The 22,765-nt window shown below is 59.8% G+C and carries 26 protein-coding genes and 1 pseudogene; 11 read left to right on the top strand and 16 right to left on the bottom strand.

What is annotated here, in order from left to right; genetic code table 11:
* Positions 1–55: 55 nt before the first annotated feature.
* The gene (locus tag ACYZT9_RS16505) at positions 56–1,168 is read left to right on the top strand and encodes a succinylglutamate desuccinylase/aspartoacylase family protein (protein WP_462006495.1); all 1,113 of its coding nucleotides are present in this window, start codon (positions 56–58) and stop codon (positions 1,166–1,168) included.
* Between the two features lie 191 nt (positions 1,169–1,359).
* Positions 1,360–2,076, top strand: a complete 717-nt coding sequence (locus ACYZT9_RS16500) for an alpha/beta hydrolase (RefSeq protein ID WP_462006494.1) — start codon at positions 1,360–1,362, stop codon at positions 2,074–2,076.
* Positions 2,077–2,079: 3 nt separating this feature from the next.
* On the opposite strand, the gene ACYZT9_RS16495 is transcribed toward ACYZT9_RS16500, so the two are convergent.
* On the bottom strand, positions 2,080–2,640 hold the full coding sequence (locus tag ACYZT9_RS16495) for a DcrB/PsbP domain-containing protein (RefSeq protein WP_462006493.1): 561 nt from the start codon (positions 2,638–2,640) through the stop codon (positions 2,080–2,082).
* 207 nt (positions 2,641–2,847) lie between these two features.
* Between ACYZT9_RS16495 and ACYZT9_RS16490 the strand changes: the two genes are divergently transcribed.
* Entirely contained in the window at positions 2,848–3,381 is a 534-nt protein-coding gene (locus tag ACYZT9_RS16490; protein WP_462006492.1) for a chalcone isomerase family protein, read from the top strand.
* A gap of 9 nt (positions 3,382–3,390) precedes the next feature.
* Positions 3,391–3,921: a DUF3833 domain-containing protein gene (locus tag ACYZT9_RS16485; RefSeq protein ID WP_462006491.1), complete on the top strand. Its 531-nt coding sequence runs from the start codon at positions 3,391–3,393 to the stop codon at positions 3,919–3,921.
* A 317-nt stretch (positions 3,922–4,238) separates the two neighbouring features.
* Here the strand turns inward: ACYZT9_RS16485 and ACYZT9_RS16480 are convergent, their stop codons facing one another.
* From ACYZT9_RS16480 to ACYZT9_RS16470, 3 genes are read right to left on the bottom strand one after another with little or no spacing between them, the layout of a single operon-like run.
* Positions 4,239–5,420 carry an acetyl-CoA C-acetyltransferase gene (locus tag ACYZT9_RS16480; protein ID WP_462006490.1) on the bottom strand — a complete coding sequence of 394 codons (1,182 nt, stop codon included), beginning with the start codon at positions 5,418–5,420 and terminating at the stop codon, positions 4,239–4,241.
* Positions 5,421–5,431: 11 nt separating this feature from the next.
* Positions 5,432–6,097 carry a CoA transferase subunit B gene (locus ACYZT9_RS16475; protein WP_462006489.1) on the bottom strand — a complete coding sequence of 222 codons (666 nt, stop codon included), beginning with the start codon at positions 6,095–6,097 and terminating at the stop codon, positions 5,432–5,434.
* Between the two features lie 36 nt (positions 6,098–6,133).
* The gene (locus ACYZT9_RS16470; RefSeq protein ID WP_462006488.1) at positions 6,134–6,832 is read right to left on the bottom strand and encodes a CoA transferase subunit A; all 699 of its coding nucleotides are present in this window, start codon (positions 6,830–6,832) and stop codon (positions 6,134–6,136) included.
* A gap of 150 nt (positions 6,833–6,982) precedes the next feature.
* Between ACYZT9_RS16470 and ACYZT9_RS16465 the strand changes: the two genes are divergently transcribed.
* Positions 6,983–7,885, top strand: a complete 903-nt coding sequence (locus tag ACYZT9_RS16465) for a LysR substrate-binding domain-containing protein (protein ID WP_462006487.1) — start codon at positions 6,983–6,985, stop codon at positions 7,883–7,885.
* 122 nt (positions 7,886–8,007) lie between these two features.
* Here the strand turns inward: ACYZT9_RS16465 and ACYZT9_RS16460 are convergent, their stop codons facing one another.
* Together ACYZT9_RS16460 and ACYZT9_RS16455 are read right to left on the bottom strand one after the other, a co-directional pair.
* Complete coding sequence (locus ACYZT9_RS16460) at positions 8,008–8,850, bottom strand: NAD-dependent protein deacetylase (RefSeq protein WP_462006486.1); 843 nt, start codon at positions 8,848–8,850, stop codon at positions 8,008–8,010.
* Positions 8,851–8,979: 129 nt separating this feature from the next.
* The gene (locus ACYZT9_RS16455; RefSeq protein ID WP_462006485.1) at positions 8,980–10,026 is read right to left on the bottom strand and encodes a class I SAM-dependent methyltransferase; all 1,047 of its coding nucleotides are present in this window, start codon (positions 10,024–10,026) and stop codon (positions 8,980–8,982) included.
* 322 nt (positions 10,027–10,348) lie between these two features.
* On the opposite strand from ACYZT9_RS16455, the gene ACYZT9_RS16450 reads away from it, so the two are divergent.
* Positions 10,349–11,203 (top strand): HvfB family MNIO-type RiPP peptide maturase, encoded by an 855-nt coding sequence (locus tag ACYZT9_RS16450; protein ID WP_462006483.1) that lies wholly within the window; start codon positions 10,349–10,351, stop codon positions 11,201–11,203.
* Complete coding sequence (locus ACYZT9_RS16445) at positions 11,196–11,954, top strand: HvfC family RiPP maturation protein (RefSeq protein ID WP_462006482.1); 759 nt, start codon at positions 11,196–11,198, stop codon at positions 11,952–11,954. Before ACYZT9_RS16450 ends, ACYZT9_RS16445 begins: the two co-directional genes overlap by 8 nt.
* A 142-nt stretch (positions 11,955–12,096) precedes the next feature.
* Here the strand turns inward: ACYZT9_RS16445 and ACYZT9_RS16440 are convergent, their stop codons facing one another.
* The 5 genes from ACYZT9_RS16440 to ACYZT9_RS16420 all read right to left on the bottom strand — a co-directional run bounded on the left by ACYZT9_RS16440 (position 12,097) and on the right by ACYZT9_RS16420 (position 16,418).
* Complete coding sequence (locus tag ACYZT9_RS16440) at positions 12,097–13,044, bottom strand: phosphatidate cytidylyltransferase (protein WP_462006480.1); 948 nt, start codon at positions 13,042–13,044, stop codon at positions 12,097–12,099.
* Positions 13,041–13,640: a lysophospholipid acyltransferase family protein gene (locus ACYZT9_RS16435; protein ID WP_462006479.1), complete on the bottom strand. Its 600-nt coding sequence runs from the start codon at positions 13,638–13,640 to the stop codon at positions 13,041–13,043. The genes ACYZT9_RS16440 and ACYZT9_RS16435 overlap by 4 nt, the downstream gene beginning before the upstream one ends.
* The gene (locus ACYZT9_RS16430; RefSeq protein ID WP_462006478.1) at positions 13,627–14,259 is read right to left on the bottom strand and encodes a CDP-alcohol phosphatidyltransferase family protein; all 633 of its coding nucleotides are present in this window, start codon (positions 14,257–14,259) and stop codon (positions 13,627–13,629) included. Before ACYZT9_RS16430 ends, ACYZT9_RS16435 begins: the two co-directional genes overlap by 14 nt.
* A 114-nt stretch (positions 14,260–14,373) precedes the next feature.
* Complete coding sequence (locus ACYZT9_RS16425) at positions 14,374–15,681, bottom strand: ATP-binding protein (RefSeq protein ID WP_462006477.1); 1,308 nt, start codon at positions 15,679–15,681, stop codon at positions 14,374–14,376.
* Entirely contained in the window at positions 15,678–16,418 is a 741-nt protein-coding gene (locus ACYZT9_RS16420) for a response regulator (protein ID WP_462006476.1), read from the bottom strand. The genes ACYZT9_RS16425 and ACYZT9_RS16420 overlap by 4 nt, the downstream gene beginning before the upstream one ends.
* 306 nt (positions 16,419–16,724) lie before the next feature.
* On the opposite strand from ACYZT9_RS16420, the gene ACYZT9_RS16415 reads away from it, so the two are divergent.
* Entirely contained in the window at positions 16,725–16,985 is a 261-nt protein-coding gene (locus ACYZT9_RS16415; protein WP_462006475.1) for a DUF2790 domain-containing protein, read from the top strand.
* Positions 16,986–17,017: 32 nt separating this feature from the next.
* Complete coding sequence (locus tag ACYZT9_RS16410) at positions 17,018–17,230, top strand: hypothetical protein (protein WP_462006474.1); 213 nt, start codon at positions 17,018–17,020, stop codon at positions 17,228–17,230.
* 33 nt (positions 17,231–17,263) lie between these two features.
* On the opposite strand, the pseudogene ACYZT9_RS16405 reads toward ACYZT9_RS16410, so the two are convergent.
* Positions 17,264–17,344 (bottom strand): annotated as a pseudogene (locus ACYZT9_RS16405) (outer membrane lipoprotein carrier protein LolA); the annotation flags it as partial.
* Positions 17,345–17,409: 65 nt separating this feature from the next.
* Between ACYZT9_RS16405 and ACYZT9_RS16400 the strand changes: the two are divergent.
* On the top strand, positions 17,410–18,639 hold the full coding sequence (locus ACYZT9_RS16400; RefSeq protein WP_462006473.1) for a cytochrome c biogenesis protein DipZ: 1,230 nt from the start codon (positions 17,410–17,412) through the stop codon (positions 18,637–18,639).
* Between the two features lie 314 nt (positions 18,640–18,953).
* A complete protein-coding gene (locus ACYZT9_RS16395; RefSeq protein ID WP_462006472.1) occupies positions 18,954–19,766 on the top strand; it encodes a class I SAM-dependent methyltransferase in 813 nt (270 codons plus the stop codon).
* 135 nt (positions 19,767–19,901) lie between these two features.
* On the opposite strand, the gene ACYZT9_RS16390 is transcribed toward ACYZT9_RS16395, so the two are convergent.
* The 4 genes from ACYZT9_RS16390 to ACYZT9_RS16375 form a co-directional block, all read right to left on the bottom strand.
* Positions 19,902–20,828, bottom strand: coding sequence for a universal stress protein (locus ACYZT9_RS16390; protein ID WP_462006471.1), 927 nt, complete (start codon positions 20,826–20,828; stop codon positions 19,902–19,904).
* Positions 20,829–20,868: 40 nt separating this feature from the next.
* Positions 20,869–21,255, bottom strand: a complete 387-nt coding sequence (locus ACYZT9_RS16385) for a DUF488 domain-containing protein (protein ID WP_462006469.1) — start codon at positions 21,253–21,255, stop codon at positions 20,869–20,871.
* Between the two features lie 6 nt (positions 21,256–21,261).
* Complete coding sequence (gene pcsA, locus ACYZT9_RS16380; RefSeq protein WP_462006468.1) at positions 21,262–21,984, bottom strand: phosphatidylcholine synthase; 723 nt, start codon at positions 21,982–21,984, stop codon at positions 21,262–21,264.
* Between the two features lie 331 nt (positions 21,985–22,315).
* A complete protein-coding gene (locus tag ACYZT9_RS16375; protein ID WP_462006467.1) occupies positions 22,316–22,747 on the bottom strand; it encodes a cupin domain-containing protein in 432 nt (143 codons plus the stop codon).
* Positions 22,748–22,765 lie beyond the last annotated feature (18 nt).

The raw sequence follows: 22,765 nt of genomic DNA, 5'->3' as shown, positions 1-22,765 counted from the left end.
GCGAGCAAGCTCGCTCCCACAGGGGGCCTCAGTGTTCTGAATTTCAGGAGTTCTCATGCAACGCATCGACCATCCACTGCCCTGGAGCCACCTGGGCACCGAACGCACCCTCAGCGTTTTTCGTTATGGTGCGGGCACACGCAAAGTCTACATCCAGGCCAGCCTGCACGCGGATGAACTGCCGGGCATGCGCACGGCGTGGGAACTGAAGAAACGCCTGACCGAACTCGAAAACCAAGGCCAGTTGCAAGGTGTGATCGAACTGGTGCCGGTGGCCAATCCCATCGGTCTGGATCAACACCTGCAAGGCAGCCACATGGGCCGTTTCGAAATTGGCAGCGGCAAGAATTTCAACCGATCATTCGTCGAACTGGGCGCGCCGGTAGGTGAGCTGATCGGCAATCAGTTAGGTGGCGATGCACAAGCCAATATCGCGCTGATTCGTCAGACCATGGGCCAGGTGCTCGACGATTTGCCTGCACCAACGTCGCAACTGGAAGCCATGCACCGCTTGTTGCTGCGACACGCCTGTGACGCCGACATCACTCTCGACCTGCATTGCGATTTCGAGGCGGCGATTCATATTTATGCCTTGCCGCAACACTGGCCGCAGTGGAAACCTTTGGCGGCGCGCTTGAAGGCGGGCGTTGCGCTGCTGTGTGAAGATTCTGGCGGCAGTTCGTTCGACGAGTCCTGTTCTTCACCGTGGCTGCGACTGGCCAGGGCTTTCCCTGAGGCGGCAATTCCACCGGCCAACCTGGCGACAACCTTGGAATTGGGCAGCATGGGGGATACTCGCGTCGATCAGGCCCAGGCCAATTGCGAGGCCATTCTCGGGTTCCTCGCCGAGCAGGGTTTCATCAAAGGCACCTGGCCAGCGGCACCGAGTGAATGTTGTGAAGGCATGCCGTTCGAAGGCACGGAGTATCTGTTTGCACCGCATCATGGCGTGGTCAGTTTTCTGCGCGAGGCCGGTGAGTGGGTGGAACAGGGTGATGCGCTGTTTGAAGTGGTTGATCCGTTGAGCGACCGGGTGACGATCGTGCGTGCCGGGACTAGTGGCGTGTTGTTTGCCATCGATCGCGGGCGGTATACGCAACCGGGCACTTGGCAGGCGAAGGTCGCCGGGCGCGAGCCGATTCGGGTCGGGAAGTTGATCAACGACTGACCTGGAATTGTCGGTGTCTCATAGGGTCTCTTCGCGAGCAAGCCCGCTCCCACAGTAGATCTCCATTGTCTACACAACCTCTGTGGGAGCGGGCTTGCTCGCGAAAGCGGCATCAGCAGCACCGAATGTCCTCGGCTAGCTTCACGGTGTTAGGCTCTGCCCCGAATCCTGCGCTTTGTGAAGGAAGGCTTATGTTTAAGGTTCTCGCTCTACTGACACTCCTGGCCTCCGCCGCCGTCCACGCTCAAACCCCGCTGCACACTGATCTGCCGCTCAAGTACCTGGAGCAGGCCAACCCCGAATCCGTCAATCAGCCTCTGGTGATTTTTCTCCACGGCTACGGCAGTAACGAACAGGATCTGTTCGGCATCAAGGATGAATTGCCGGCCCGATACAACTACTTGTCGGTGCGGGCACCGATAGTGATGGAAGAGGGCAGTTATCAGTGGTTTCGCCAGAAAGGCACAGGTGCCTACGACGGTGAGACGGATGATCTGAAGGCCAGCGGCCGAGTGTTGCTGGATTTCGTCGCACAGGCTGCGAAGAAATATCTCACAGAGCCGAACAAGGTTTTTCTGGTGGGCTTCAGCCAGGGCGCGATCATGTCCTACGAGGTGGCGTTGCGTCACCCCGAGGCCGTGGGCGGGATTGCCGCGTTGAGCGGGCGGATCCTGCCGGTGCTCAAGTCCGAGCTGAAACCGGATGAAAAGCGACAAAAACTGGCTATTTTCATCGGGCATGGCACGGCTGACAAACGCCTGCCCTATATCGATGGCACCGAGGCTGACAGCCTGTTGCAGAGCTTCTCACTCAAGCCTGAGTTCCATGCCTATCCCGGCGTCGGTCACAGCATCAGTGCCACCGAGATGCAGGACCTGAGCGCCTGGTTGCAGCGACTCAATCCCTGAGCCTTATTTGCCGGAGACGATCTGTTTAACCAACGCTTCGTGGCCGGCATTGTCGCTGAGGCGGGATATCACCTGAACCAGCGCCATGCGCGTGCCCGAGGCGGCCATCAGCGTGGTGTCCAGGGTTTTGCCGCCGCCCTGTGTGGCGATGCTGTCAATCTGTCGCAACCCCAGGCCGGTGCCTTTTTGAGTGATGCTTTTTTCACTGAGCCTGGTGAAATCCGGCAGTGCCTTGGCTTGCTCAGTGGCGAAGTCGGATGCCGTGGCGTCGAGGAACGGACCGTCGTTGTCCTTGGCGTTGACGCCGCCGGGGATGGCGTTTTCAGCGGCAATGACTACGGTTTTCGTTGTTTCATTGGTGTACATGGTGCCACTCGCGCCGGTCGGACCCGGTGGGAGAGGGTTGGCAATGAAACCCTTAGGCAGGGTGAATGTGAATTTGTTGCCCAGCATCGAGACTTTCTGCGTCGACGCCGCCTCTTTGGCCGCCTGTGCATTCAAAGCCCCCAGGCTGGAAACCGCTACCAGCAACAGGACGACGGCTTTTTTACTCAACAGTGACATTCAAAATCTCCAGGGTGGTCTCGCGGTGGGGGGCGATCATCCCATGGAGTTTGCGACGCATTCCAGCGTGGGCTAACGGACGGTCAGGTTCATGTGAGCTAGGCGGGGATGCTGAATATGGTATACAAAAATTGCTTTTCAAAAAATTGTACAAATACCTCCATTGCGTATAAGTTTTTAGTAAGTGTTTAACCTGAGTCAAACACCATGAACAGACCACGATGGCGCTTGCATCACGCTTTGCTGCTTCTGGGATTGCTGTGCACGCAAGCTTTGGCCAATTGGCAGGAGGCATTGCCTGGCGCGCAGATCATTGGGGTCGGTGAGTTTCGGGTATTTGGGTTTGGGGTTTACAACGCTCGGCTCTGGAGTGCAACAAGGCCATTAGCGCCCGGCCAGCCGTTCGCGCTGGAACTGATCTACCAGCGCAGCATTTCCCGGGACGATCTGGTGCAGGCCAGCGTCGACGAAATCAAGCGATTGTCCGGCGCCTCGGTCAGCGCCGAGCAACTCGATCGCTGGAGGGTGCAGATGCAACAGTCGTTTGTCGATGTGCACGCCGGCACCCGGATCACCGGTATGTATTTACCGGAGCAGGGTGCCCGTTTTTTTGTTGGCCAGCATCAGCAACATGAAGTGAGAGACCCGCAATTTGCCAAGGCGTTTTTCGATATCTGGCTCGACCCGCGTACGCGTAATCCCGAGTTGCGCCAGCAGTTGCTGGGCAATGCCAAAAATTGAGGGAATGTCATGCTGAAGAAGTTGCTTTTGGTAATGTTCGTCTGCCTGGCCGGTTGCGGGGGCGTCGATGTGCAGCAGTACAGTGCACAAAATCCCAAGCTTGATTTGCCCGGATTCTTTGTCGGCCGGGTGGACGGTTGGGGGATGTTCCAGAAACGTTCGGGGGAGGTCATCAAGCGCTTTCATGTGCTGATCAACAGCCGTATGGAAGGCCAGAACCTGATCATGCATGAAGACTTTACCTACAGCGATGGCACTAAACAGACCCGCGTCTGGACGTTGCGCCCTGACGGCCCTGGCCGTTGGCGCGGCACGGCCGGCGATGTGGTCGGCGAGTCCAGCGGTGAGGTGGCCGGCAACGCCCTGCACTGGCGCTATGTGCTGAACCTGCCGGTGGACGACAAGGTCTATCAGGTGCATCTGGATGACTGGATGTACCTGATTGATGAAAACACCCTGGCCAATCGCTCAGCCATGACCAAGTTTGGCTTTGAGGTAGGCCAGGTGACTTTGTTCTTCCGTCGACAAGGCGCCGGATAACCCGCGATGGACGCGGTGAAGCTGGCACCGGCCTTGAACCTGGTGAAATTGCCAGAAGTCCCGGCAAAAAGAACCCGATGTTTCTGATGACAGTCAGTTCTTATAGACACTGACCAATTGTGGCAAGGGAGCTTGCTCCCGCTCGAGTGCGAAGCGCTCGCAAAATCTACGACAGTTGCCGAGATTTTGGGGCTGCTTCGCAACTTAGCGGGAGCAAGCTCCCTCGCCACAAAAGCTCGCAAGCCTCTACAGAAACACCGGGGTTGTTACCAGACTGCGCGGATCTTCGTGGGCCACCGCGCCGTCTGTAGAACGCTTTATGCCCGTTCGAGCGCCAGCGCCACGCCCTGACCGCCACCGATGCACAGGGTGGCGAGGCCTTTCTTGGCATCACGCTTGATCATTTCATGCAGCAAGGTCACCAGCACCCGGCAACCCGAGGCTCCGATCGGGTGGCCCAGGGCGATGGCGCCGCCGTTGACGTTGACCTTGTTCAAGTCCCATTCCAGGTCCTTGGCCACGGCCAGGGATTGCGCGGCGAACGCTTCGTTAGCTTCGATCAGATCCAGTTGATCGATGGACCAGCCGGCCTTGTCCAGGCAACGGCGCGTGGCCGATACCGGGCCGATGCCCATGATTGCCGGGTCTACGCCCGCGTTGGCGTAAGCGGCGATTTTAGCCAGCACTGGCAAGCCCAAGGCCTTGGCTTTTTCCGCGCTCATCAGGATCACGGCGGCCGCGCCGTCATTCAGCGACGAGGCGTTACCGGCGGTCACCGAACCGTCCTTTTTGAAGGCTGCTTTCAATTTGCCCAGGGATTCGGCGGTGGTGCCGGCCCGTGGCTGCTCGTCGGTGGCGAAGGACAGCGGATCGCCCTTGCGCTGCGGGATCAGGATCGGCGTGATTTCATCGGCAAACCGCCCGGCCTCGATGGCCGCCGTGGCTTTCTGCTGCGAGGCGGCGGCAAAGGCATCCTGTTGCTCGCGAGTCAGACTGTACTTTTCAGCCAGGTTTTCGGCGGTAATGCCCATGTGGTAATCGTTGAACGCATCCCACAGGCCGTCACTGATCATGGTGTCGACGATTTGCGCGTGACCCATGCGCAGACCGGTGCGCGCGCCGGGCATGACGTAATTGGCCAGGCTCATGTTTTCCTGGCCGCCAGCGATGATCACCTCGGCGTCGCCGCAGCGAATCGCCTGGGCGCCCAGGTGCAGGGCTTTCAGGCCTGAGCCGCAGACCTTGTTCAGGGTCATCGCCGGCACAGCGAAGGGCAGGCCGGCCTTGATCGAGGCCTGGCGCGCAGGGTTTTGGCCGGCGCCGGCGGTCAACACCTGGCCCATGATCACTTCATCGACTTCAGCTGGGTCCAGACCGGTTTGCGCCAGCAACTGACGGATCACCGCGGCGCCCAGGTCAACGGCGGACACATTGGCCAACGAACCCTGGAAGCTGCCGATGGCGGTACGGGTGGCGGCGACAATGACGACTTCTTGCATGGAATGATTCCTCACTGGGCAGCGAACTGCATTTCCGGAACGTGGTCCGGCACGATCAGTTTACCGGCTGTTTTGGCGACGATCTCTTCGACGCTGACGCCCGGCGCACGTTCTTTGAGAATGAACGCGCCGTTGTCGATTTCAAGATAAGCCAGGTCCGTCAGTACGCGCTTGATGCAACCGGCGCCGGTCAACGGCAGGCTGCATTTGGACAAGAGCTTGGACTCACCGTCCTTGGACGCGTGGGTCATGATGACGATGATATTGTCTGCGCCGGCCACCAGGTCCATGGCACCGCCCATGCCCTTGACCAGTTTGCCGGGGATCATCCACGAGGCGATGTTGCCTTGCACGTCTACTTCGAAGGCGCCCAGCACGGTCAGGTCGACATGACCACCGCGAATCATCGCGAAGGACTCGGCCGAGGAAAAGATCGAAGCGCCGATACGCGCGGTCACGGTTTGCTTGCCGGCGTTGATCATGTCGGCATCGATGGTTTCTTCAGTAGGAAAAGGACCCATGCCGAGCAGGCCGTTTTCCGACTGCAGCATGACTTCCATGCCTTCAGGAATGTAGTTGGCGACGAGGGTCGGGATGCCGATGCCCAGGTTCACGTAGAAGCCGTCCTGCATTTCGCGGGCGACGCGTTGAGCCATTTGTTCGCGGGAAAGAGCCATTGTTGTTATTCCTTCATTCGGTCCGGGGGCAGGGGATCACTTACGCACGGTGCGCTGTTCGATGCGCTTCTCGAACGTGCCGCAAATGACCCGGTCGACGTAGATGCCAGGGGTGTGGATCTGCGACGGGTCCAGCTCGCCGGGTTCGACGATTTCTTCGACTTCGACCACAGTGATCTTGCCGGCGGTGGCGGCCAGCGGGTTGAAGTTCTGGGCGGTGTGGCGATAGATGACGTTGCCGAAATGGTCGGCTTTCCAGCCTTTGACGATGGCGAAGTCACCGGTGATGGATTCTTCCATCAGGTACTGGCGGCCATGGAATTCGCGCACTTCCTTGCCTTCGGCGACCGGAGTGCCGACGCCGGTGGCGGTGAAGAAGGCCGGGATGCCGGCGCCACCCGCGCGCATTTTCTCGGCGAGGGTGCCTTGGGGGGTCAGGACGACTTCGATTTCGCCTTTCAGCAGTTGGTCTTCGAACAGTTTGTTCTCGCCGACGTAGGACGCCACCACCTTGCTGATCTGCCGGTCTTCCAGCAGCACGCCGAGGCCAAAACCGTCGACGCCGCAGTTGTTGGAGACCACAGTGAGGTCGCGTGTGCCTTTGCGCTTGATCTCGGCGATCAGGTTTTCCGGAATCCCGCACAGGCCAAAGCCCCCGGCAATCACGGTCATGCCGTCTTCAAGACCTGCCAGGGCTTCCTCGTAGGAACTCACGCGCTTGTCGAAACCTGCCATATGCACCTCTTTTATTCTTTGTGGGCGGCTGGCTAGCCGTATGGGATGAAGTGTCTCGCCGGTGAATTAATTTGTTAAGTTGATTTTTAAGGTTGATTGATAGATAAAACTCACCAATCATTTGTCCGTACTACGTTGGAGTCACAGGTCATGACAGTCAAGCAAATCCGCGCCTTTCTGGCCGTGGCCCAGAGCCTGAGTTTTGCCGTGGCCTGCGAGCGGTTGCACCTGTCGCAATCGGCGCTGAGCCTGACCATCAAGGCGCTGGAGGAGGGGCTGGGCGGGCGGCTGTTTACGCGCAACACGCGCAATGTGGCGCTGACCGCTGAAGGTGAGTCGCTGGTGCCGTTGGCCCGTCGACTGATCGCTGACTGGGACAATGCCGAGGACGAACTGCGCCAGCGTTTTACCCTGCAACGCGGACGGGTGACGCTGGCGGCGATGCCGTCGTTTGCCGGCAACCTGTTGCCGCCCATCCTGAAAACGTTTCGTGCGCGCTATCCGAAGGTCAACGTCACAGTAAATGACGTGATCAACGAACAGGTGCTGGAAATGGTGCGTGATCGGCAGGTCGAGCTGGGGGTGGCGTTTGAGCCGACGCAGAGTTCGTCGCTGGCGTTCACGCCGCTCTATATCGACCGTTTCGTTGCCGTGGTGCCAAAAGATTCTCTGTTGGCTGAGCGGCAAGACATTGATTGGCCAGCGCTGCTCAAGGAGCCGTTCATTACCTTGCAACGACCGTCGACGGTGCGGGTGATGCTGGAAGAGCACCTGCAAGCGCGCGGGATGAAGTTGCCGGTGGAGTTTGAAAGTCATCAACTGGCGACGGTCGGAAGGATGGTAGCCAGCGGCCTTGGGGTCAGTGCGGTGCCGGCATTGTGTGCCGGGCAGATGCGCGAGTTGGGCGCGCGGTGTATTACCTTGCGCGATCCGGTGGTGGAAAGGGCGATTGGCGTGTTGACCAAGCCAGGGGTTGAGCTGTCGGCGGCGGCGCAAGCGTTGTTCGATATTCTTAAAGAGGAAAACCTGGGGCTACAAATTTCACTGCACTGAAGACGGTCTCCTGTGGGAGCGAGCTTGCTCGCGATAGCGGTGTGTCAGGCGACACTAATGTTGAATGTGCTGGCCTCATCGCGAGCAAGCTCGCTCCCACAGTTATTGATTTTCTTCAGTTGCTAATTTGTCAGTCGCTGAGCCAGCAATGGCAAAAGCTGTTCGCAGGACGCTTCTATTTTCATATCCAGAATGTCATCCGCCCGTGTCTTCCCCAGGTTAATCGCCAGCAACGGCTTGCCCTGATCCGCCACCGCCCGGCACAACCGGAACGCGGAATACGCCATCAACGAAGACCCGACCACCAACAACCCCGCAGCTTTTTCCACCGCAGCCATCGCTTTGGCCGCCGTCTGCTGTGCCACGTTCTCACCAAAAAACACCACATCCGGTTTCATCCGTTCACCCGCGCAATGCGGGCATTGCGGCACCTGAAACCGCGCCTCGAACGCCGAATCGAGCAAGGTATCGCCATCCGGTGCCTGTACCGCGTCGACACCGGCCAGGTAAGGGTTCTGCGCTTCCATCAATTGCTGGATCGAATCGCGCTCGCTGCGTTGTCCGCAGTCCAGACACAGTACCCGGTGCAGACTGCCATGCAGTTCAATCACGTCATGGCTGCCAGCCTGATCGTGCAAGGTGTCGACGTTCTGGGTGATCAACCCGCTGATCTGTCGGGCGCTTTGCAGGCTGGCCAGCGCCTCGTGCGCCACATTCGGCTGTGCCAGGCGCACACGCGGCCAGCCGAGCATCGCCCGCGCCCAATAGCGGCGCCGGGATTCCGGGGCAGAGAGAAATTCCTGATACATCATCGGTTGCCGGCCACGCCGTACGCCCTGATTGTCGCGGTAGTCCGGAATGCCCGACGGGGTGCTGATGCCGGCACCGGTCAGCACCACAAACGGTTGGTCGGCCATGAGCTGCCGGAGCCGGTCGAGTTGTTCGCGGGTGCGGCTGTCGAGCATGATCACCACTCCGGAAAATCTTGAGTGTGTGCAGGGTAGCATTTGCCGCTTACCCCTGTAGGAGCACAGCTTGCTGGCGATGGCGATTTCAAGGACGCCATCGCCAGCAAGCTGTGCTCCTGCATTAAGTTATTTGCGGGCCTCCAGAATCAAGTTGAACGGCGTTTCCGTGGCCCGTCGGAACGTCTTGAAACCCGCCTCGGTAAACACTTTGCGCAACCGCGCCTCACCCGCCTGGGCACCGAGTCCGAGACCGACCTCCTGGGACAGGGAGTTCGGCGTACAGATAAAGGTCGAGGCCGCGTAGAACAACCGGCCAACCGGGGTGACATTGTCGTCAAGCTTGTCGTTGGCGAACGGTTCCACCAGCAGCACCGTGCCGTCCGGTTTCAGCGAATCATAAGCGTGCTTTGCCGCGCCCACCGGATCGCCCATGTCGTGCAGACAGTCGAAATAGCAGACCAGATCGTAGTCGTCGCCGGGGTAGCTTTTGGCTGTGCCCTGAAAGAATCGTGCCCGGCCAGACACGCCTCCTTCCTCGGCCCTTTGAGTGGCGACGGTGACGGAGGGGGCGTGGTAGTCGAAGCCGACGAACCGCGAATCCGGAAACGCCTGGGCCATGATCACCGTCGATGCGCCATGGCCGCAGCCGATGTCGGCGACTTTGGCGCCCGCTTCCAGTTTGGCGACAACGCCGTCGAGGGCCGGTAGCCACTCGGCGATCAGGTGCGCTTTGTAGCCGGGGCGGAAGAATCGTTCTGTGCCGCTGAACATGCACGGATGGTGATCGCCCCAGGCCAGGGCGCCGTTTCCTCGCATGGCGTTGACCAGTTTGTCCTTATCATGGAAAAACGACGCGACCACCCCGACACCCCCGGCGATGTAGACCGGCGAGTCTTCGATGGCCAAGGCCAGTGCTTGTTCTTCGGGCAGACGGAACTGGCCGTCGATGTGTTCCATATAGCCGGAGGCGGAATGGGCGCTGAGCCATTCGCGCAGCAGGCGGGGGTTGCATCCGGTCTTGTCGGCGAGTGCTTCAGGGCTGATCAACTGACTGTCGGCCATGGCCCGGTACAACCCAAGCTCTTCGCCGAGGATAACGTTGGCGAGCATGGCCGCGCCGCCCATGTCGTTCACCAGTTTGCCCATGAAATCGTTGAGTCTGGCTTCGTCCATTATGTGTGCTCCTTCAACAGGACCACGGCTCAGGGGCATTGTGGTTCGAGGTATTCAGCTCTGGGCGGTGGTCGTGGGAATGAACAGGACGATGAGTGCGTCCTGAGTGCTCTAAGTTTAGTCCGGGTGCCGTGTCCCGCAGCCTCTAGCGACGAAAGCGCCTTACCCGTCTCCTGCAGGGGTGTGTGTATCGCATTGTATCTAGCTCCCTTTTCGATACAGAGTCCTCTAACTCAGGGCCACTGCCGAACACAGCCCAGATACAAACCTGCGATGAACTGCTGAGGCCGTCTGGCACCCTATCCACCTTAAGGGGACAACAATGACCACACTCCTGTCTGAAAACGACCTGAAGCCTGCAGCCGCAGCCACCGTAGGACTTGGCCTGCGTCGCGGTTTAATGAAGGACCTTCAGGCCGCCTCGGCGGGCGATTTCGACTTTCTGGAAATCGCGCCGGAGAACTGGATCGGCATCGGCGGCGCCCATGGCGCGGCATTGCGGGCGCTGGCCGAGCGGTATCCGTTGTCCTGTCACGGTTTGTCGCTGTCATTGGGCGGGCCGGCGCCGCTGGACGTCGGTTTTTTGCAGGAGGTTCGGGTTTTTCTCGATCATTACAACGTGCCGCTGTACAGCGAGCACTTGAGCTACTGCAGCGATGATGGTCACCTTTACGACCTGTTGCCGCTGCCCTTTACCGAAGAAGCGGTGCATCACGTTGCCGCGCGCATTCGTCAGTCCCAGGACATTCTCGGTCGGCGTCTGGCCGTGGAGAACGTCTCTTACTATGCGGCTCCAGAGCAAGACATGGACGAGTTGACGTTCACCAATGCGGTGCTGCGCGAGGCCGATTGCGACCTGCTGCTGGACGTCAACAATGTGTACGTCAACTCGATCAACCACGGTTTCGATCCGCAGACCTTTCTGGCCGGTATCGATTCGGGCCGGGTGGTGGCGATGCACGTGGCCGGGCATTTCGATGAGTCCGACACCTTGAAAATCGACACCCACGGCGCGTCGGTGAAACCGGCGGTCTGGTCGTTGCTGGCCGAGGCATACGCTCGATTCGGCGCGCAACCGACGCTGCTTGAGCGCGACTTCAATTTCCCGGCTTTCGCGGAGCTGCTCGCCGAATTGCAGACCATCCGCCGCCTGGCCGAGGCGGTGAACCGTGGATAAATCAGGCCTGTTTCAGCAGCAAACCACATTAGGGCTTTACCTGCGCGACCCTGATCACTGCGCTCCGTCGGCCGGAATGGATGTGGCGCGGGCTCAGGTTTATCGCGACCTGATTTTCAACAACCTGTCGATGTTGCTCAGCGGCACCTTTCCGGTGCTGATCAAGATTCTCGGCGATGAGCACTGGCGTTCGCTGGTGCGAATCTTCCTGCGGGACTACCGCGCGCGCACGCCGAAATTCGGCGAGATCGCCCAGGAATTTGTCGAGTTTCTTGCCGCACAGCCGCCAGCGCTGAGCGACGGGCCGTGGCCGCCCTTCATGGTGGAGCTGGCGCATTACGAATGGGTCGAAATGGCGTTGCAGCAGTCCGAAGCCGAGCCCTTGCCGGCGAGCGATGCCGGGGCACTGCTGGATCGACCGTTGCAGATTTCACCGCTGGCCTTGCCGTTGGCGTATGCCTGGCCGGTGCACTTGGTCGGCCCGGATTATCGACCGGACGCTACACCGGCTCAGCCAACGTTGCTGCTGGTTCGTCGGGAGGAGGATTGGAGTGTGAAGTTTTCCGAGCTGAGTCCGTTGGCGTGGCGGTTGTTGCAGCGGATCGGCGAGTTTCCGGCGCTGAGCGGGCGTGAGCAGTTGGAAGGATTGGCCGTCGAGGCAGGAACAGCCGGTTCGCAGGATTTCCTGGACAGCGGGGCGGCGCTGTTGCGGCAGATGCGTGGGGAAGGGGTGGTTGGCGTCGCCGCCTGATCGAACGCAATCCCCCAAACACCTATTAACCCTGTGGGAGCGAGCTTGCTCGCGATGACGGAGTGTCAGTCACATCGATGTTGGATGTGCCGGCCTCATCGCGAGCAAGCTCGCTCCCACAGGGGATGGGTGGTGCCCGTTCTTATTGGGCGGAGAAGAAGTACCGCGTCAGGTGAAAGAAGATCGGCGCTGCAAAGCAGATCGAATCCATCCGGTCGAGCATGCCGCCGTGGCCCTTGATCATGGTGCCCCAGTCCTTGGCGCTGAGGCTGCGCTTGATCGCCGACATCACCAGCCCCCCCAGGAAACCCATCACCACGATGACGAATGACATCATCAGCGACTGCCAGAAACTGAACGGCGTCATCCAGAACATGCAGCCGCCGATCAGCGTGGCAGACAAACCGCCACCCACCAGGCCTTCCACGGTTTTCGACGGACTCACCAGCGGCGCAACCTTGTGCTTGCCGAACAGCTTGCCGAACACGTACTGCAACACATCACTCAACTGAACGACGAACACCAGGTAGAACAGCAGCAGCGCGTTCTGGCCCTGGAAGCCTTCCAGATCCAGCAGCAACAGCGCAGGCGCGTGGCTGATGCAATAGATGCAAATCATCACGCCCCACTGAATCTTGGCGGTCCTTTCCAGAAAGCCTTCGGTGTCCTGGCTCAGCACCGCAATCGCCGGCAGCAGCAGGAAGGCATACACCGGAATCAGCAGCGTGAACATCGAATACCAGTGCGTTCCGATCAGCACATATTGCAGCGGAATCAGGATGAAGAACGCCGAAAACAGCGCGTTGTGATCGCCTCGGGTGGTCGGTGTCAGGGTGATGAATTCCCGGAGCGCAAACAGCGAAATGAAGCCGAAGAGCACGACCGTTGCATGGCCACCCAATTGATAGGATACGAAGAAGATGATCACCATCCCCCACCAGGCATTCACGCGCTGATTGAGGTTTTCGATGGTCGAGACCGAGCTTTCCGTTTTTGCTCGCCGGGCCAGCAGTCGACCGGTAAGCGACGCCACCGCCAGCAGGCAGGCGATTGCAAAAAAGAACCACAGGAACTTTGCTTCAAGACTCATTTCGACAGCCTCACAATCGCGTCACGCGCGCGCTCCAGAAACACCTGTTTTTCTTCGCCGGCAATCCGCTCCAACGGGTTGCCGATCCGGATCGTGCAGATAATCGGCAGCGGCACGTGTTTGCCTTTGGGCATGGAGCGGTGCAGGTTTTCCAGGTAGATGGGCACGAGGTCGACATCGGGGAAAGTCTCGCTCAACCGGTACAAGCCCGATTTGAATTCCCCGGGCAATGCCTGGCTGGATCGTGTGCCTTCCGGAAAAATGATGATCGAATGACCGGCGCGCACCACATCGAAGATCGGCTCGAGCACGTTGACGCCTGGCGCCGGGTTGCGGTCAATCAGCACAGCATTCAGACCTTTCTGAGAGATGTACGACAGAAACCGGTTCTTGCCCCAGTAATCAGCGGCGGCCACCGGTTTCACATTCACCCGGGCTTCGGGGGGCAGGGCGGCGATGATTGCCAGGGTGTCCATATGGCTGGTGTGGTTGGCGAAATAGATGCGCTGGCGTGAAAGATCTGGAGGGCTTTCCCACCTCGCCGTGACGCCAATAAGAAAGCGAAGAACAGAAATCAGCGCATTACTGATCCACATGGAGGGCACCTTTCAGTTGCCTGGAAATGTCCAGCGTTCGCGTGGCGCAGGTGGCGACGGAGCCGATGGCGACAATGACCAGCGCGATCAACAGTACGTAATGACTGCCATAAACGCTCGCTTCGACAGCGTTCAGCAGAAGGCCTGCGGTCATCACGGCCATCCGGTGCTGCTTGGCCATCGGGCCGATGAAGCTCTGCTTGAGACCGATCGAACCGCCAAACACCCTGACATAAGCCGTCAGTGCCGCGGCCAGTGCCGCAAACCAGCCAAGGTCCGGGTAGCCGATGGCATACCCCAACCCGACAATCAGCAGGCTGTCGGCAATCCGGTCCGGGAATTCGTTGTAGAGGCTGCCGATGTCGGATTTCTTGCCGCCTTCGATCGCCACCATTCCGTCGAAGAGATTGCACAGCAGGCGCAACTGAATGCCGGTCGCGCAGAGGATTGACCCGATGATGCCGGTATCGATATTGAGCGCCAAGATGCCCGCCAGCGCAAAAGCGATGCTGGCGACGGAGATCTGATTGGGGGAGAAGTCTTTTTTCACCAGAACATCGGTGATGCGTTTGGCCCACCCCGCAGAACGCGTCTTGATGGGTCTTCTGTTTTCATCCATGTGCAATATCCATATCAAGTGTAGGAGCGAGCTTGCTCGCGATGGACGATAACGATAACGCGTTTTTTCTGAATGAACGCGGCGCTCTTTGGTCCATCGCGAGCAAGCTCGCTCCTACAGAGGTCGAGCCGGCAACCTCAGCTCCGCACACAACCCGCCGCCCTCACGGTTGCTCAACGTCAACGACCCGCCGAGCGCCAGCGCCAGTTGCTGGGCAATCGCCAGGCCCAGACCGGTTCCGCCGGTGCTGCGGTTACGCGAATTCTCCACGCGGTAGAACGGCTCCATCACGTGGGCCAGTTCCGCCTCGGCGATCCCGGGGCCGCGGTCCATCACCTTCACCGACAAACTGCCGCCTGGCTGCGAGTCCACCTGCAATTGCGCCGCGCCGGCGAATTTGAGCGCGTTGTCCGTCAGGTTTACCAACACGCGGCGCAATGCGTGCGGCCGGGTGTCGATGACGGCGTCGCTTTTGCCACTGAGTTGAACGTCCTTGCCCATGTCCTGATAGTCGAACACCAGGCTGTCGAGGAACGAATCCAGATCGGTACGGCGACTTTCCTCGGTGGCGCCATGGACGCTGCGGGCATAGGCCACGCCTTCACGCACCAAGTGCTCCATTTCGCCAAGATCGTTCCAGAGTTTGTCTTTTTCGCTGGAGTCGTCCATGAACTCGGCGCGCAGTTTCATCCGGGTGATCGGGGTTTGCAGGTCGTGGGAAATCGCGGCCAGCAGTTGCATGCGTTCTTTCAAATAGGCAGCGATGCGCGCCTGCATGGCGTTGAACGCCATGGCGGCGTGGGCCACTTCGGTCGGACCTTTTTCATCCAGATGCACCGGGTGGGTGTTGGGGTCCAGGTTTTCCACGGCCTGTGCAAGGCGGGTGAGGGGGCGGATGGCGATTCTCACGGCCAGCCAGGTGCAGAGAATCATCAGCAACAGTTGGCCCAGCAAGACGATGGGCAACCAGGGCGACAACGGCACCATCGAAGGGCGCACGTCGATAGTCACCGGGCTGCCATCGGCCAGTTTCAGATGGACCTGGAAGTGTTTGATCGGACCGGGAATGTCGGTGACGGTCATCGGGTAATCCTTGCCGATCGCGTCCTTGATCGACGTCACCGCAATCGGTGTGTCACTCATGGCCGTGCCCGGCGAGCCTTCATCCAGCAAATAGCGATAGTTGCGCCGGTCCAGCTGTTGCAACCAACTCATGCGCTCCTCGGCCGGCAAGCGGTCGAGGATGGCGATGGAGGTCGAGACGTCGGTTTCCAGATTGCCGAGCATGGTGGTTTTCGCGGTTTCGTAACGCTCGTAATACTGCGCGCCGAAGGACAGCGCCTGCGCCAGAATCAGACCGATCAGGAAGATCAGCGACAGCCGCGAGGCGAGGGTGCGAGGCCAGCGCAACGAGCGCTTCATGATGGCGCACCGAGGACTTCCACCGGCAGGGAAAACACATAGCCCTCACTGCGCACGGTCTTGATGTAGGCAGGTTCGCGCGCGTCGTCGAGCAAGCGCTGACGCAGGCGGCTGACCAGCAAGTCGATGGAGCGGTCGAACAGGTCGGCGTCGCGGCCCTGGGTCAGGTTCAGCAACTGGTCGCGATTGAGCACCCGTTGCGGATGATCGAGGAACACCCGCAATAGCCGGTATTCCGCGCCGCTGAGTGCAACCATGGTGCCGTCGCCATCGAGCAAGTGGCGAGCGGAGGTGTCGAGGCGCCAGCGACCGAAGGCCAGCAGGCGTCCGCTTTCGGTAACCACCAGATTCGGCGGCAGCATCCGCGTGCGGCGCAACACCGCGTTGATCCGCGCCAGCAGTTCACGGGCGGCGAACGGCTTGACCAGGTAATCGTCGGCGCCCATTTCCAGGCCGATGATGCGGTCAGTTTCGTCGTTGCGGGCGGTGAGCATCAGTACCGGCGTGGCCTTGTGTTTGCCGGCGCGGATCTCGCGGCACAGCATCAGGCCATCATCGCCCGGCATCATGATGTCGAGCACGACCAGGTCCACCGGCGTGGTCTCCAGAAACGCCCGCATCTGCCGGCCGTCCGCGACGACGGTGGTGCGCAGGCCATTCTTCTTCAGGTAGTTGCCTACCAGCTCTCGAATCTCGCGGTCATCGTCCACGATGAGAATGTGATCGACGTGTTCCATGGGGCCAAGCCTCTTCAAATGGGGGATGACGCACAGTCTATCGAGCCTTGGCCCGCTTGCCCGCCGCCCTTTGTATTGCAGTGTATCCGCTGTGTCGGCGGATACACATGGACGCAAAAACACCAGATTCCAAGGGTTTTGTATCGCTGTGTATCGGCAGGCCGCTTTGATACGTACCGATTTACACGCACCTGTTTTCGACACAGACGAGATACCTCACAGGCTTCTAATAGGTTCCATCGAGGCAAACCCAACCGCCTCGGCTCAATTGAACGACCTACCCATTGAAGCCTTGAGGAAATCGCCATGAACACCAAAGCCATCTACGCCGCTTGCCTGTTTGCCGCACTGAACATCTGCACCTTGTCGGCCCGTGCCGAAGCAGACGTCACCTCGAAAACCTACAACTACGGCACGCACCTGGACATCAAGAAAGTGGTGTCGTTGACACAGGACGCTACCCATTCCTGCGGGATTGTCGACGCCCAGCTGACCTACCTGGACTCCCAAGGCAAAACCCAGGTCCTGGATTACCGCAAATTTGCTGACTGCAACTCAGACAACTGAGTCCTTGCCACTCCCACTACAGGAAAAACGCCATGAACAACCTCACGCGCTTTTTGACCGCCACGGCCTTCGCCCTGGCCGGCGCCGCTGCCCACGCCAACGCTGCCGTTGAACAAAACACCTGCGGCAGCAGCACTTGCTTCCAACTGACGCCCGTGACCGGGCAGGGCGCCAATGCCTTGCTGGTGCAGGACGGCTCAGACCGCACGCCGCATGGGCAGTTGCTGGATAACCAGACGGCCTGAGGTCAAACACGGTTTCTGTGAACACCATGCATCCACTGTAGGAGCGAGCTTGCTCGCGATGAACCTGAGAGCACCGCGGAGATCCAGTCTTCCCGCGTAATCGTTGACGATCATCGCGAGCAAGCTCGCTCCTACAGTGGATCGCGGTGTGTCGCTCACTCTATTTTCAAGGTGATCTCATGTTCCTCATCGCTTTCCTGGGCGGCATATTGACCGTCCTCAGCCCCTGCATCCTCCCGGTTGTGCCGTTTCTGTTCGCCGGCGTTGACCGCACGCGCTCCTCGATCCTGCTCACCCTCGGCGGCATGGTCCTGACCTTCGCCCTGATTTCCAGTCTGGCCGTGGTCAGCAGCGAATGGGTGGTTCAAGCCAACAACACCGGTCGTCACGTTGCCCTGATCGTAATGGGGCTGTTTGCCCTGTCGCTGATTTCGGCGCGGGTCGGTGACTGGCTGGCGCGCCCATTCGTATTGTTGGGCAATCGTCTCGACCCGCAAACCCGCAAGATGTCCGGTCCGTTGGGTTCGGTCATGATCGGCGTCGCTACCGGTCTGCTCTGGGCACCGTGCGCCGGGCCGATCCTCGGCGTGATCCTCACCAGTGCCATGCTGCAAGGCGCCAACGCGCAAACCAGTCTTTTGCTGGTAGCGTATGGCCTGGGCAGCGCATTGTCGCTGGGGACCTTGATTTTCGCCGGCCGCGGCCTGGTCAATCGCTTGAAAGCGTCGATTCCGGTCACCGTTTGGCTGCGTCGGGGTGCCGGGTTCGCTGTCCTGGCCGCTGCGGTGGGGATTTCCACCGGCGCCGACAAGACACTGCTGGCCGGCACCTCGTCCGAAGGTGTCAGCAGCCTCGAAAAACGCGTGCTGGAAACCGTGCCAAAAGTGGTGGATTACCTGGTCACCAAGGTCAAGGCCGACACGAGCCTGGAAAATGCCCACGGTGCGATGCCGTCGCTGTCCGGCGCCGTCGAATGGCTCAACTCGCCAGCGCTGACCAACGATTCGCTCAAAGGCAAAGTCGTCCTGGTGGACTTCTGGACCTACGACTGCATCAACTGCCAGAACACCCTGCCTTACGTGAAGGACTGGGCAAAGAAATACGAGAAGGATGGCCTTGTGGTGATTGGCGTCCACACCCCGGAATACGGCTATGAACGCATCATCGGTAACGTCAAGGATCAGGTGAAGAAGCTGGGCATCACCTATCCGGTGGCCATCGACAACAACTACGCGATCTGGCGCAACTTTGAAAACCAGTACTGGCCCGCTCACTACTTGATCGACGCCAAGGGGCAGGTGCGTTTCACCCACTTCGGAGAAGGTCGCTATGAAACTCAGGAGAAGATGATCCAGCAGCTGCTGGAAGAGGCCCAGGCAGACGCCAAAGCCCCCGCGCCAGCCGCGTAACTGTGCAAATCAATGGCTCACAGGTCTCGCACCATGAGCCATTGTTCTTTTCCCCAATGCAAAACCTCCGGACGATCGGACAGGGTTGGCCGACGATCGGGCAGGACGCCCTCGGCCAGCAGCGCGATAGTTGTCAAACAGGGTCTGCCGACCCTGTCATCAGTAACAAGAATGAGAGGTTGCCATGCCGAAGTTCGTGATCGAAAGCGAGATTCCGGGCGCCGGCCAACAGCATTTCCCGGGTCACGACCATCATCGATCCCACCACGGAAGAACAAGCCGAGGATGTTCCAACCCGTAACGGAGCGGAATTAATGAGTACTCCCATTGATCTTACTGCCTTGAAAAACCGTCAGATGGCCTCCTGGGCCAGTGGCGACTACGCCGTGATCGGCACCACCTTACAGATTGTCGGCGAACAGCTCGCCGAAGCCTGCGACCTGCTCTGCGATGAGCGTGTGCTGGATGTTGCCGCCGGTAACGGCAATGCGACGCTGGCGGCCGCACGGCGTGGCGCTCACGTCACCTCAACCGACTATGTGGCCGCGTTGCTTGAGCGCGGCGAAGATCGGGCCCGCGCTGAACGACTGGAGGTGACCTTCCAAGTAGCCGACGCCGAAGCGCTGCCCTTCGAGGACGCCAGTTTCGACGCCGTGCTGTCGACGTTCGGTGTGATGTTCACGCCGGACCAGGCTAAAGCGGCTGCGGAACTGGCGCGGGTCTGTCGGCCCGGTGGTCGGATCGGCCTGGCCAACTGGACGCCCGAAGGCTTCGTCGGCCAGATGTTCAAAACCCTGGGCCGCCACCTGCCGCCACCGCCGGGCGCACAACCGCCGTCGAACTGGGGCACTGAGGCCTGGTTACACTCGCACTTCGATGAGCGGAATTTTCTGCTCCAGGTCACCCGGCGGTTTTTCAACTTTCGTTACCGTTCGGCGGCGCATTTCATCGACACGTTCCGCACCTGGTACGGCCCGGTCCACAAGGCGTTCGCGGCGCTGCCTCCGGAAGGTGGCAAAGCCTTTGAAGACGACCTGACCGCGCTGATAAACAGCATGAACCGGGCGGGAGATACGTCACTGGTGGTGCCGAGTGAATACCTTGAAGTGGTGATCACAAGGCGCTGAACTGCCCACACAAAAACCTGTGGGAGCGAGCTTGCTCGCGATGAGGGCCTTACATTCAACATTGATGTTGACTCAATGTCCGCCATCGCGAGCAAGCTCGCTCCCACAGGTTTCGTGCGTGATTGACTGACCTCGTTACTCATCCAGCCGCTCGGTGTACACCACCCACACGCTGCAGGGCATTTTGTACAGCAAATGCTCCACCGTGCTGCCGATCAGCCGCCCCAGGCCGCGATGGCCGATCCGGCCCATGACAATCACGTCGACGTCAAAGGCATCGGCGTAACGGGTCAGGACTTTGGCCGGGTTGCCCATGATCATGTGCCGCTGTTGCGGCGCGATGCCGTTGCGTTCGCCCAGCTCGTGGAAGGCTTCCTCCTGGTAGTCGAACAGGGTTCTGGCCTTGGCCGAAGAGAAAAACGCAGAACCATTGTCGAAGCCGAATTCGTCGGCGCTGATGGATGACAGGTCGTAGGCGTAGACCACATCCAGCTGGGCATTGCAGGCGCTCGCCAGTTTCGACGCTTCGTGAAGGATCCGGTCGTTGAAGCTTTTGTACTGATCATCCCGATGAAACGGGTCGACCGCCGCGACAATCCTGCGGGGCAGGGCATGCACGGCATGGCTGACGAAATGCAGCGGCACCGGGCATTCACGCAGCAAATGCACGTCGAGCGGGGTAAACATCAGTCTTGAAAGCATCGAATGCGGCTCCAGCGCCTTGATCAGCACGTCCATCGGCTGCTCTTTCAGGTGAATCAGGATTTCCTCCAGCGGACGTTCGACCCACGCCACTTCGGTGGTGACCTGCACCCCGATCTTGCGCAAAGGCCGGGCCTGCTCCTCAAGCCATTGCCGGTGTCGATCGACATAGCCCAGGCGCATTTGCTCCAGGGCCTTTTCGTTGACCAGGCTGGCGGTGGCCAGGCCTTCCAGATAATCGAACGCCACAATGTGCAGCGCCGCGTCTTCGGCCCTGGCCAACGCCGCGGCCCGGTCGAAGGCGGGGCTGTGTTCCATCAGGGGCGAGGCGACCAGCATGAAACGTGGTTGCTCAGACATGACAAACCTCCCGCAGGGGGATTTTTGGTATTAGCGCCACCTATATAACGTTGGCGCCGCGTGCCTCCAGCAGTTCGCGCAAGACGGAGCGATGGCAGTGCGCTTCATCCTCGCAATAACATCCGACGGCCATCGAGGTGTGGTGAGACAGCGCTGCCAACAAATCGAGCAGTTGGCTGGCGGCAGGGTGATTCATCTCAGCCTTGAACTTGCGCCGAAAAGCCTCCCAGGCTTTCACATCGGCCGCCGCTTTTGCCTCTGCAACCAGTTCCGCGCTGGGCGACAGCAGCGGCTGCCACACATCATAGAAATCCCGGCTGGCGAATTCGCCTTTCGGCACGCCGCGAGGCGGGCGGCGCACCGTGCCTAGGCGCAGGCCTTCATCGGGTAGGCGGGGAGAACCGAGTCGCACGATATGGACGGGCATGACGACTTACCGATGTCGCGACCCGTCAAACCACTCCATCGCCGTACGCCAGATGCAAATCCCCAGGAAGTACGCCGACATCAGCAGCCAAAGCCCCATGACCATCGGGTTGATCACCGGGTGGTTGATCACCAGCGACAAGCTGCACAACAACCAGATGGCCGTCACGGCAATGTTGATCGGCATGAATCTGCGAACGCGGAACGGGTGCAGGAACTTCATCCGGGTCACGGTCAGCAGCGCGAGGCCGATGACGGTGAGCAGGGTGACCCACGGCGGCGGGGCGATGATGTACAGGCACAACGCAACCACGTTCCACGCGGCGGGGAAGCCCTGGAAGTAGTTGTCCTTGCTTTTCATGTTGACGTTACAGAAGCAAAACAGCGACGAGACCAGAATCAGCGACACGCTCAGCAGCAGCGTGTAATCCGGCAACGGAATATAGCGATAGATGAACAGCGCCGGGATGAACACATACGTCAGGTAGTCGATCACCAGATCGAGGATCGAACCGTCGAAACTCGGCAGCACCGACTGGACATTGACCTTGCGCGCCAATGCACCATCCAGCCCGTCGACGATCAGAGCGACGCCCAGCCACAGCAGGCAATTGGTGGGCTGGTTTTCCAGCAGGGCGAGGGTGGCAAGGAAGGCTGTCACCACGCCAGTGGCGGTAAAACCATGGGCGCCCCATGCTTTGAGCCTGGCGATGTGTAGAGTCGAAATCACGGGGCGTTCTCCAAAAAGTGAAGCAAGCCAGTCATCACCCTCGTAGATCGAGGGCGGCGGCAAACCGGGTCGGGTTGCAGGTATCGACCGGAAATCGGGGGATAAGGTTCACCACTCATGAATCTTAGCTGGGTCGTCAAAAAATACTGCGGATTAATCCTGGGCCTGTCCCGCCTGGTTTTGTGTGGCGCGCGCGACCCCTTGTAGGAGCGAGCTTGCTCGCGAAAAACGTGCAGACAACGTGTTCATCCAGACAGCCCGCGTTATCGTTGTCCTCCATCGCGAGCAAGCTCGCTCCTACACCCCTTGAGGGGGCGGCCTGACAGATGGATTACACCAGAAACGTCACCTCGTGCGCTTTGGCAATCTCCAGTATCCGCGGCAAATCCTCCGGCACCTTGAGCCGGTCCACCGCCGCAAAGAACTGGCCGCCCCGCGGATCTGACACCACGCCGATCATCTTCGCCGTGGTGCTGATGTTCTTGTAGGCATGGATGGACCCTCCGGGAATATGCACGTAACCACCGGCCGAGACAGTGGTGGAGGTGCCCTCGACCGTCACTTCCACCTGCCCGTCAATCACGTAAAACGCCTCGTCCCACGGATGAAAATGCAGTGGCGGCCCGCCGCCTTGCACGCCTTCCTGGATATGCATCTCAAAGGGTTTGCTCAAATCGCCGCCGGCGAGAATCGTGATCACCTCACCCACGACATTGACCGGTCTGGGGGTTTTTCCGGGCCCGATGACGTGAACCGTTCGCATGATTGGTCTCCCGAGGAT

It is taken from the genome of Pseudomonas sp. ZT5P21 (genome assembly GCF_054897785.1).
This window is presented reverse-complemented; position numbering and strand designations above follow the sequence as displayed.

Excerpts from the sequence above, each read along its gene's own strand:
- ACYZT9_RS16505 (WP_462006495.1), top strand. The coding sequence starts at position 56 with ATGCAACGCATCGACCATCCACTGCCCTGGAGCCACCTGGGCACCGAA.
- ACYZT9_RS16500 (WP_462006494.1), top strand. The coding sequence starts at position 1,360 with ATGTTTAAGGTTCTCGCTCTACTGACACTCCTGGCCTCCGCCGCCGTC.
- ACYZT9_RS16495 (WP_462006493.1), bottom strand. The coding sequence starts at position 2,640 with ATGTCACTGTTGAGTAAAAAAGCCGTCGTCCTGTTGCTGGTAGCGGTT.
- ACYZT9_RS16490 (WP_462006492.1), top strand. The coding sequence starts at position 2,848 with ATGAACAGACCACGATGGCGCTTGCATCACGCTTTGCTGCTTCTGGGA.
- ACYZT9_RS16485 (WP_462006491.1), top strand. The coding sequence starts at position 3,391 with ATGCTGAAGAAGTTGCTTTTGGTAATGTTCGTCTGCCTGGCCGGTTGC.
- ACYZT9_RS16480 (WP_462006490.1), bottom strand. The coding sequence starts at position 5,420 with ATGCAAGAAGTCGTCATTGTCGCCGCCACCCGTACCGCCATCGGCAGC.
- ACYZT9_RS16475 (WP_462006489.1), bottom strand. The coding sequence starts at position 6,097 with ATGGCTCTTTCCCGCGAACAAATGGCTCAACGCGTCGCCCGCGAAATG.
- ACYZT9_RS16470 (WP_462006488.1), bottom strand. The coding sequence starts at position 6,832 with ATGGCAGGTTTCGACAAGCGCGTGAGTTCCTACGAGGAAGCCCTGGCA.
- ACYZT9_RS16465 (WP_462006487.1), top strand. The coding sequence starts at position 6,983 with ATGACAGTCAAGCAAATCCGCGCCTTTCTGGCCGTGGCCCAGAGCCTG.
- ACYZT9_RS16460 (WP_462006486.1), bottom strand. The coding sequence starts at position 8,850 with ATGCTCGACAGCCGCACCCGCGAACAACTCGACCGGCTCCGGCAGCTC.
- ACYZT9_RS16455 (WP_462006485.1), bottom strand. The coding sequence starts at position 10,026 with ATGGACGAAGCCAGACTCAACGATTTCATGGGCAAACTGGTGAACGAC.
- ACYZT9_RS16450 (WP_462006483.1), top strand. The coding sequence starts at position 10,349 with ATGACCACACTCCTGTCTGAAAACGACCTGAAGCCTGCAGCCGCAGCC.
- ACYZT9_RS16440 (WP_462006480.1), bottom strand. The coding sequence starts at position 13,044 with ATGAGTCTTGAAGCAAAGTTCCTGTGGTTCTTTTTTGCAATCGCCTGC.
- ACYZT9_RS16435 (WP_462006479.1), bottom strand. The coding sequence starts at position 13,640 with ATGTGGATCAGTAATGCGCTGATTTCTGTTCTTCGCTTTCTTATTGGC.
- ACYZT9_RS16430 (WP_462006478.1), bottom strand. The coding sequence starts at position 14,259 with ATGGATGAAAACAGAAGACCCATCAAGACGCGTTCTGCGGGGTGGGCC.
- ACYZT9_RS16425 (WP_462006477.1), bottom strand. The coding sequence starts at position 15,681 with ATGAAGCGCTCGTTGCGCTGGCCTCGCACCCTCGCCTCGCGGCTGTCG.
- ACYZT9_RS16420 (WP_462006476.1), bottom strand. The coding sequence starts at position 16,418 with ATGGAACACGTCGATCACATTCTCATCGTGGACGATGACCGCGAGATT.
- ACYZT9_RS16415 (WP_462006475.1), top strand. The coding sequence starts at position 16,725 with ATGAACACCAAAGCCATCTACGCCGCTTGCCTGTTTGCCGCACTGAAC.
- ACYZT9_RS16410 (WP_462006474.1), top strand. The coding sequence starts at position 17,018 with ATGAACAACCTCACGCGCTTTTTGACCGCCACGGCCTTCGCCCTGGCC.
- ACYZT9_RS16400 (WP_462006473.1), top strand. The coding sequence starts at position 17,410 with ATGTTCCTCATCGCTTTCCTGGGCGGCATATTGACCGTCCTCAGCCCC.
- ACYZT9_RS16395 (WP_462006472.1), top strand. The coding sequence starts at position 18,954 with ATGAGTACTCCCATTGATCTTACTGCCTTGAAAAACCGTCAGATGGCC.
- ACYZT9_RS16390 (WP_462006471.1), bottom strand. The coding sequence starts at position 20,828 with ATGTCTGAGCAACCACGTTTCATGCTGGTCGCCTCGCCCCTGATGGAA.
- ACYZT9_RS16385 (WP_462006469.1), bottom strand. The coding sequence starts at position 21,255 with ATGCCCGTCCATATCGTGCGACTCGGTTCTCCCCGCCTACCCGATGAA.
- ACYZT9_RS16375 (WP_462006467.1), bottom strand. The coding sequence starts at position 22,747 with ATGCGAACGGTTCACGTCATCGGGCCCGGAAAAACCCCCAGACCGGTC.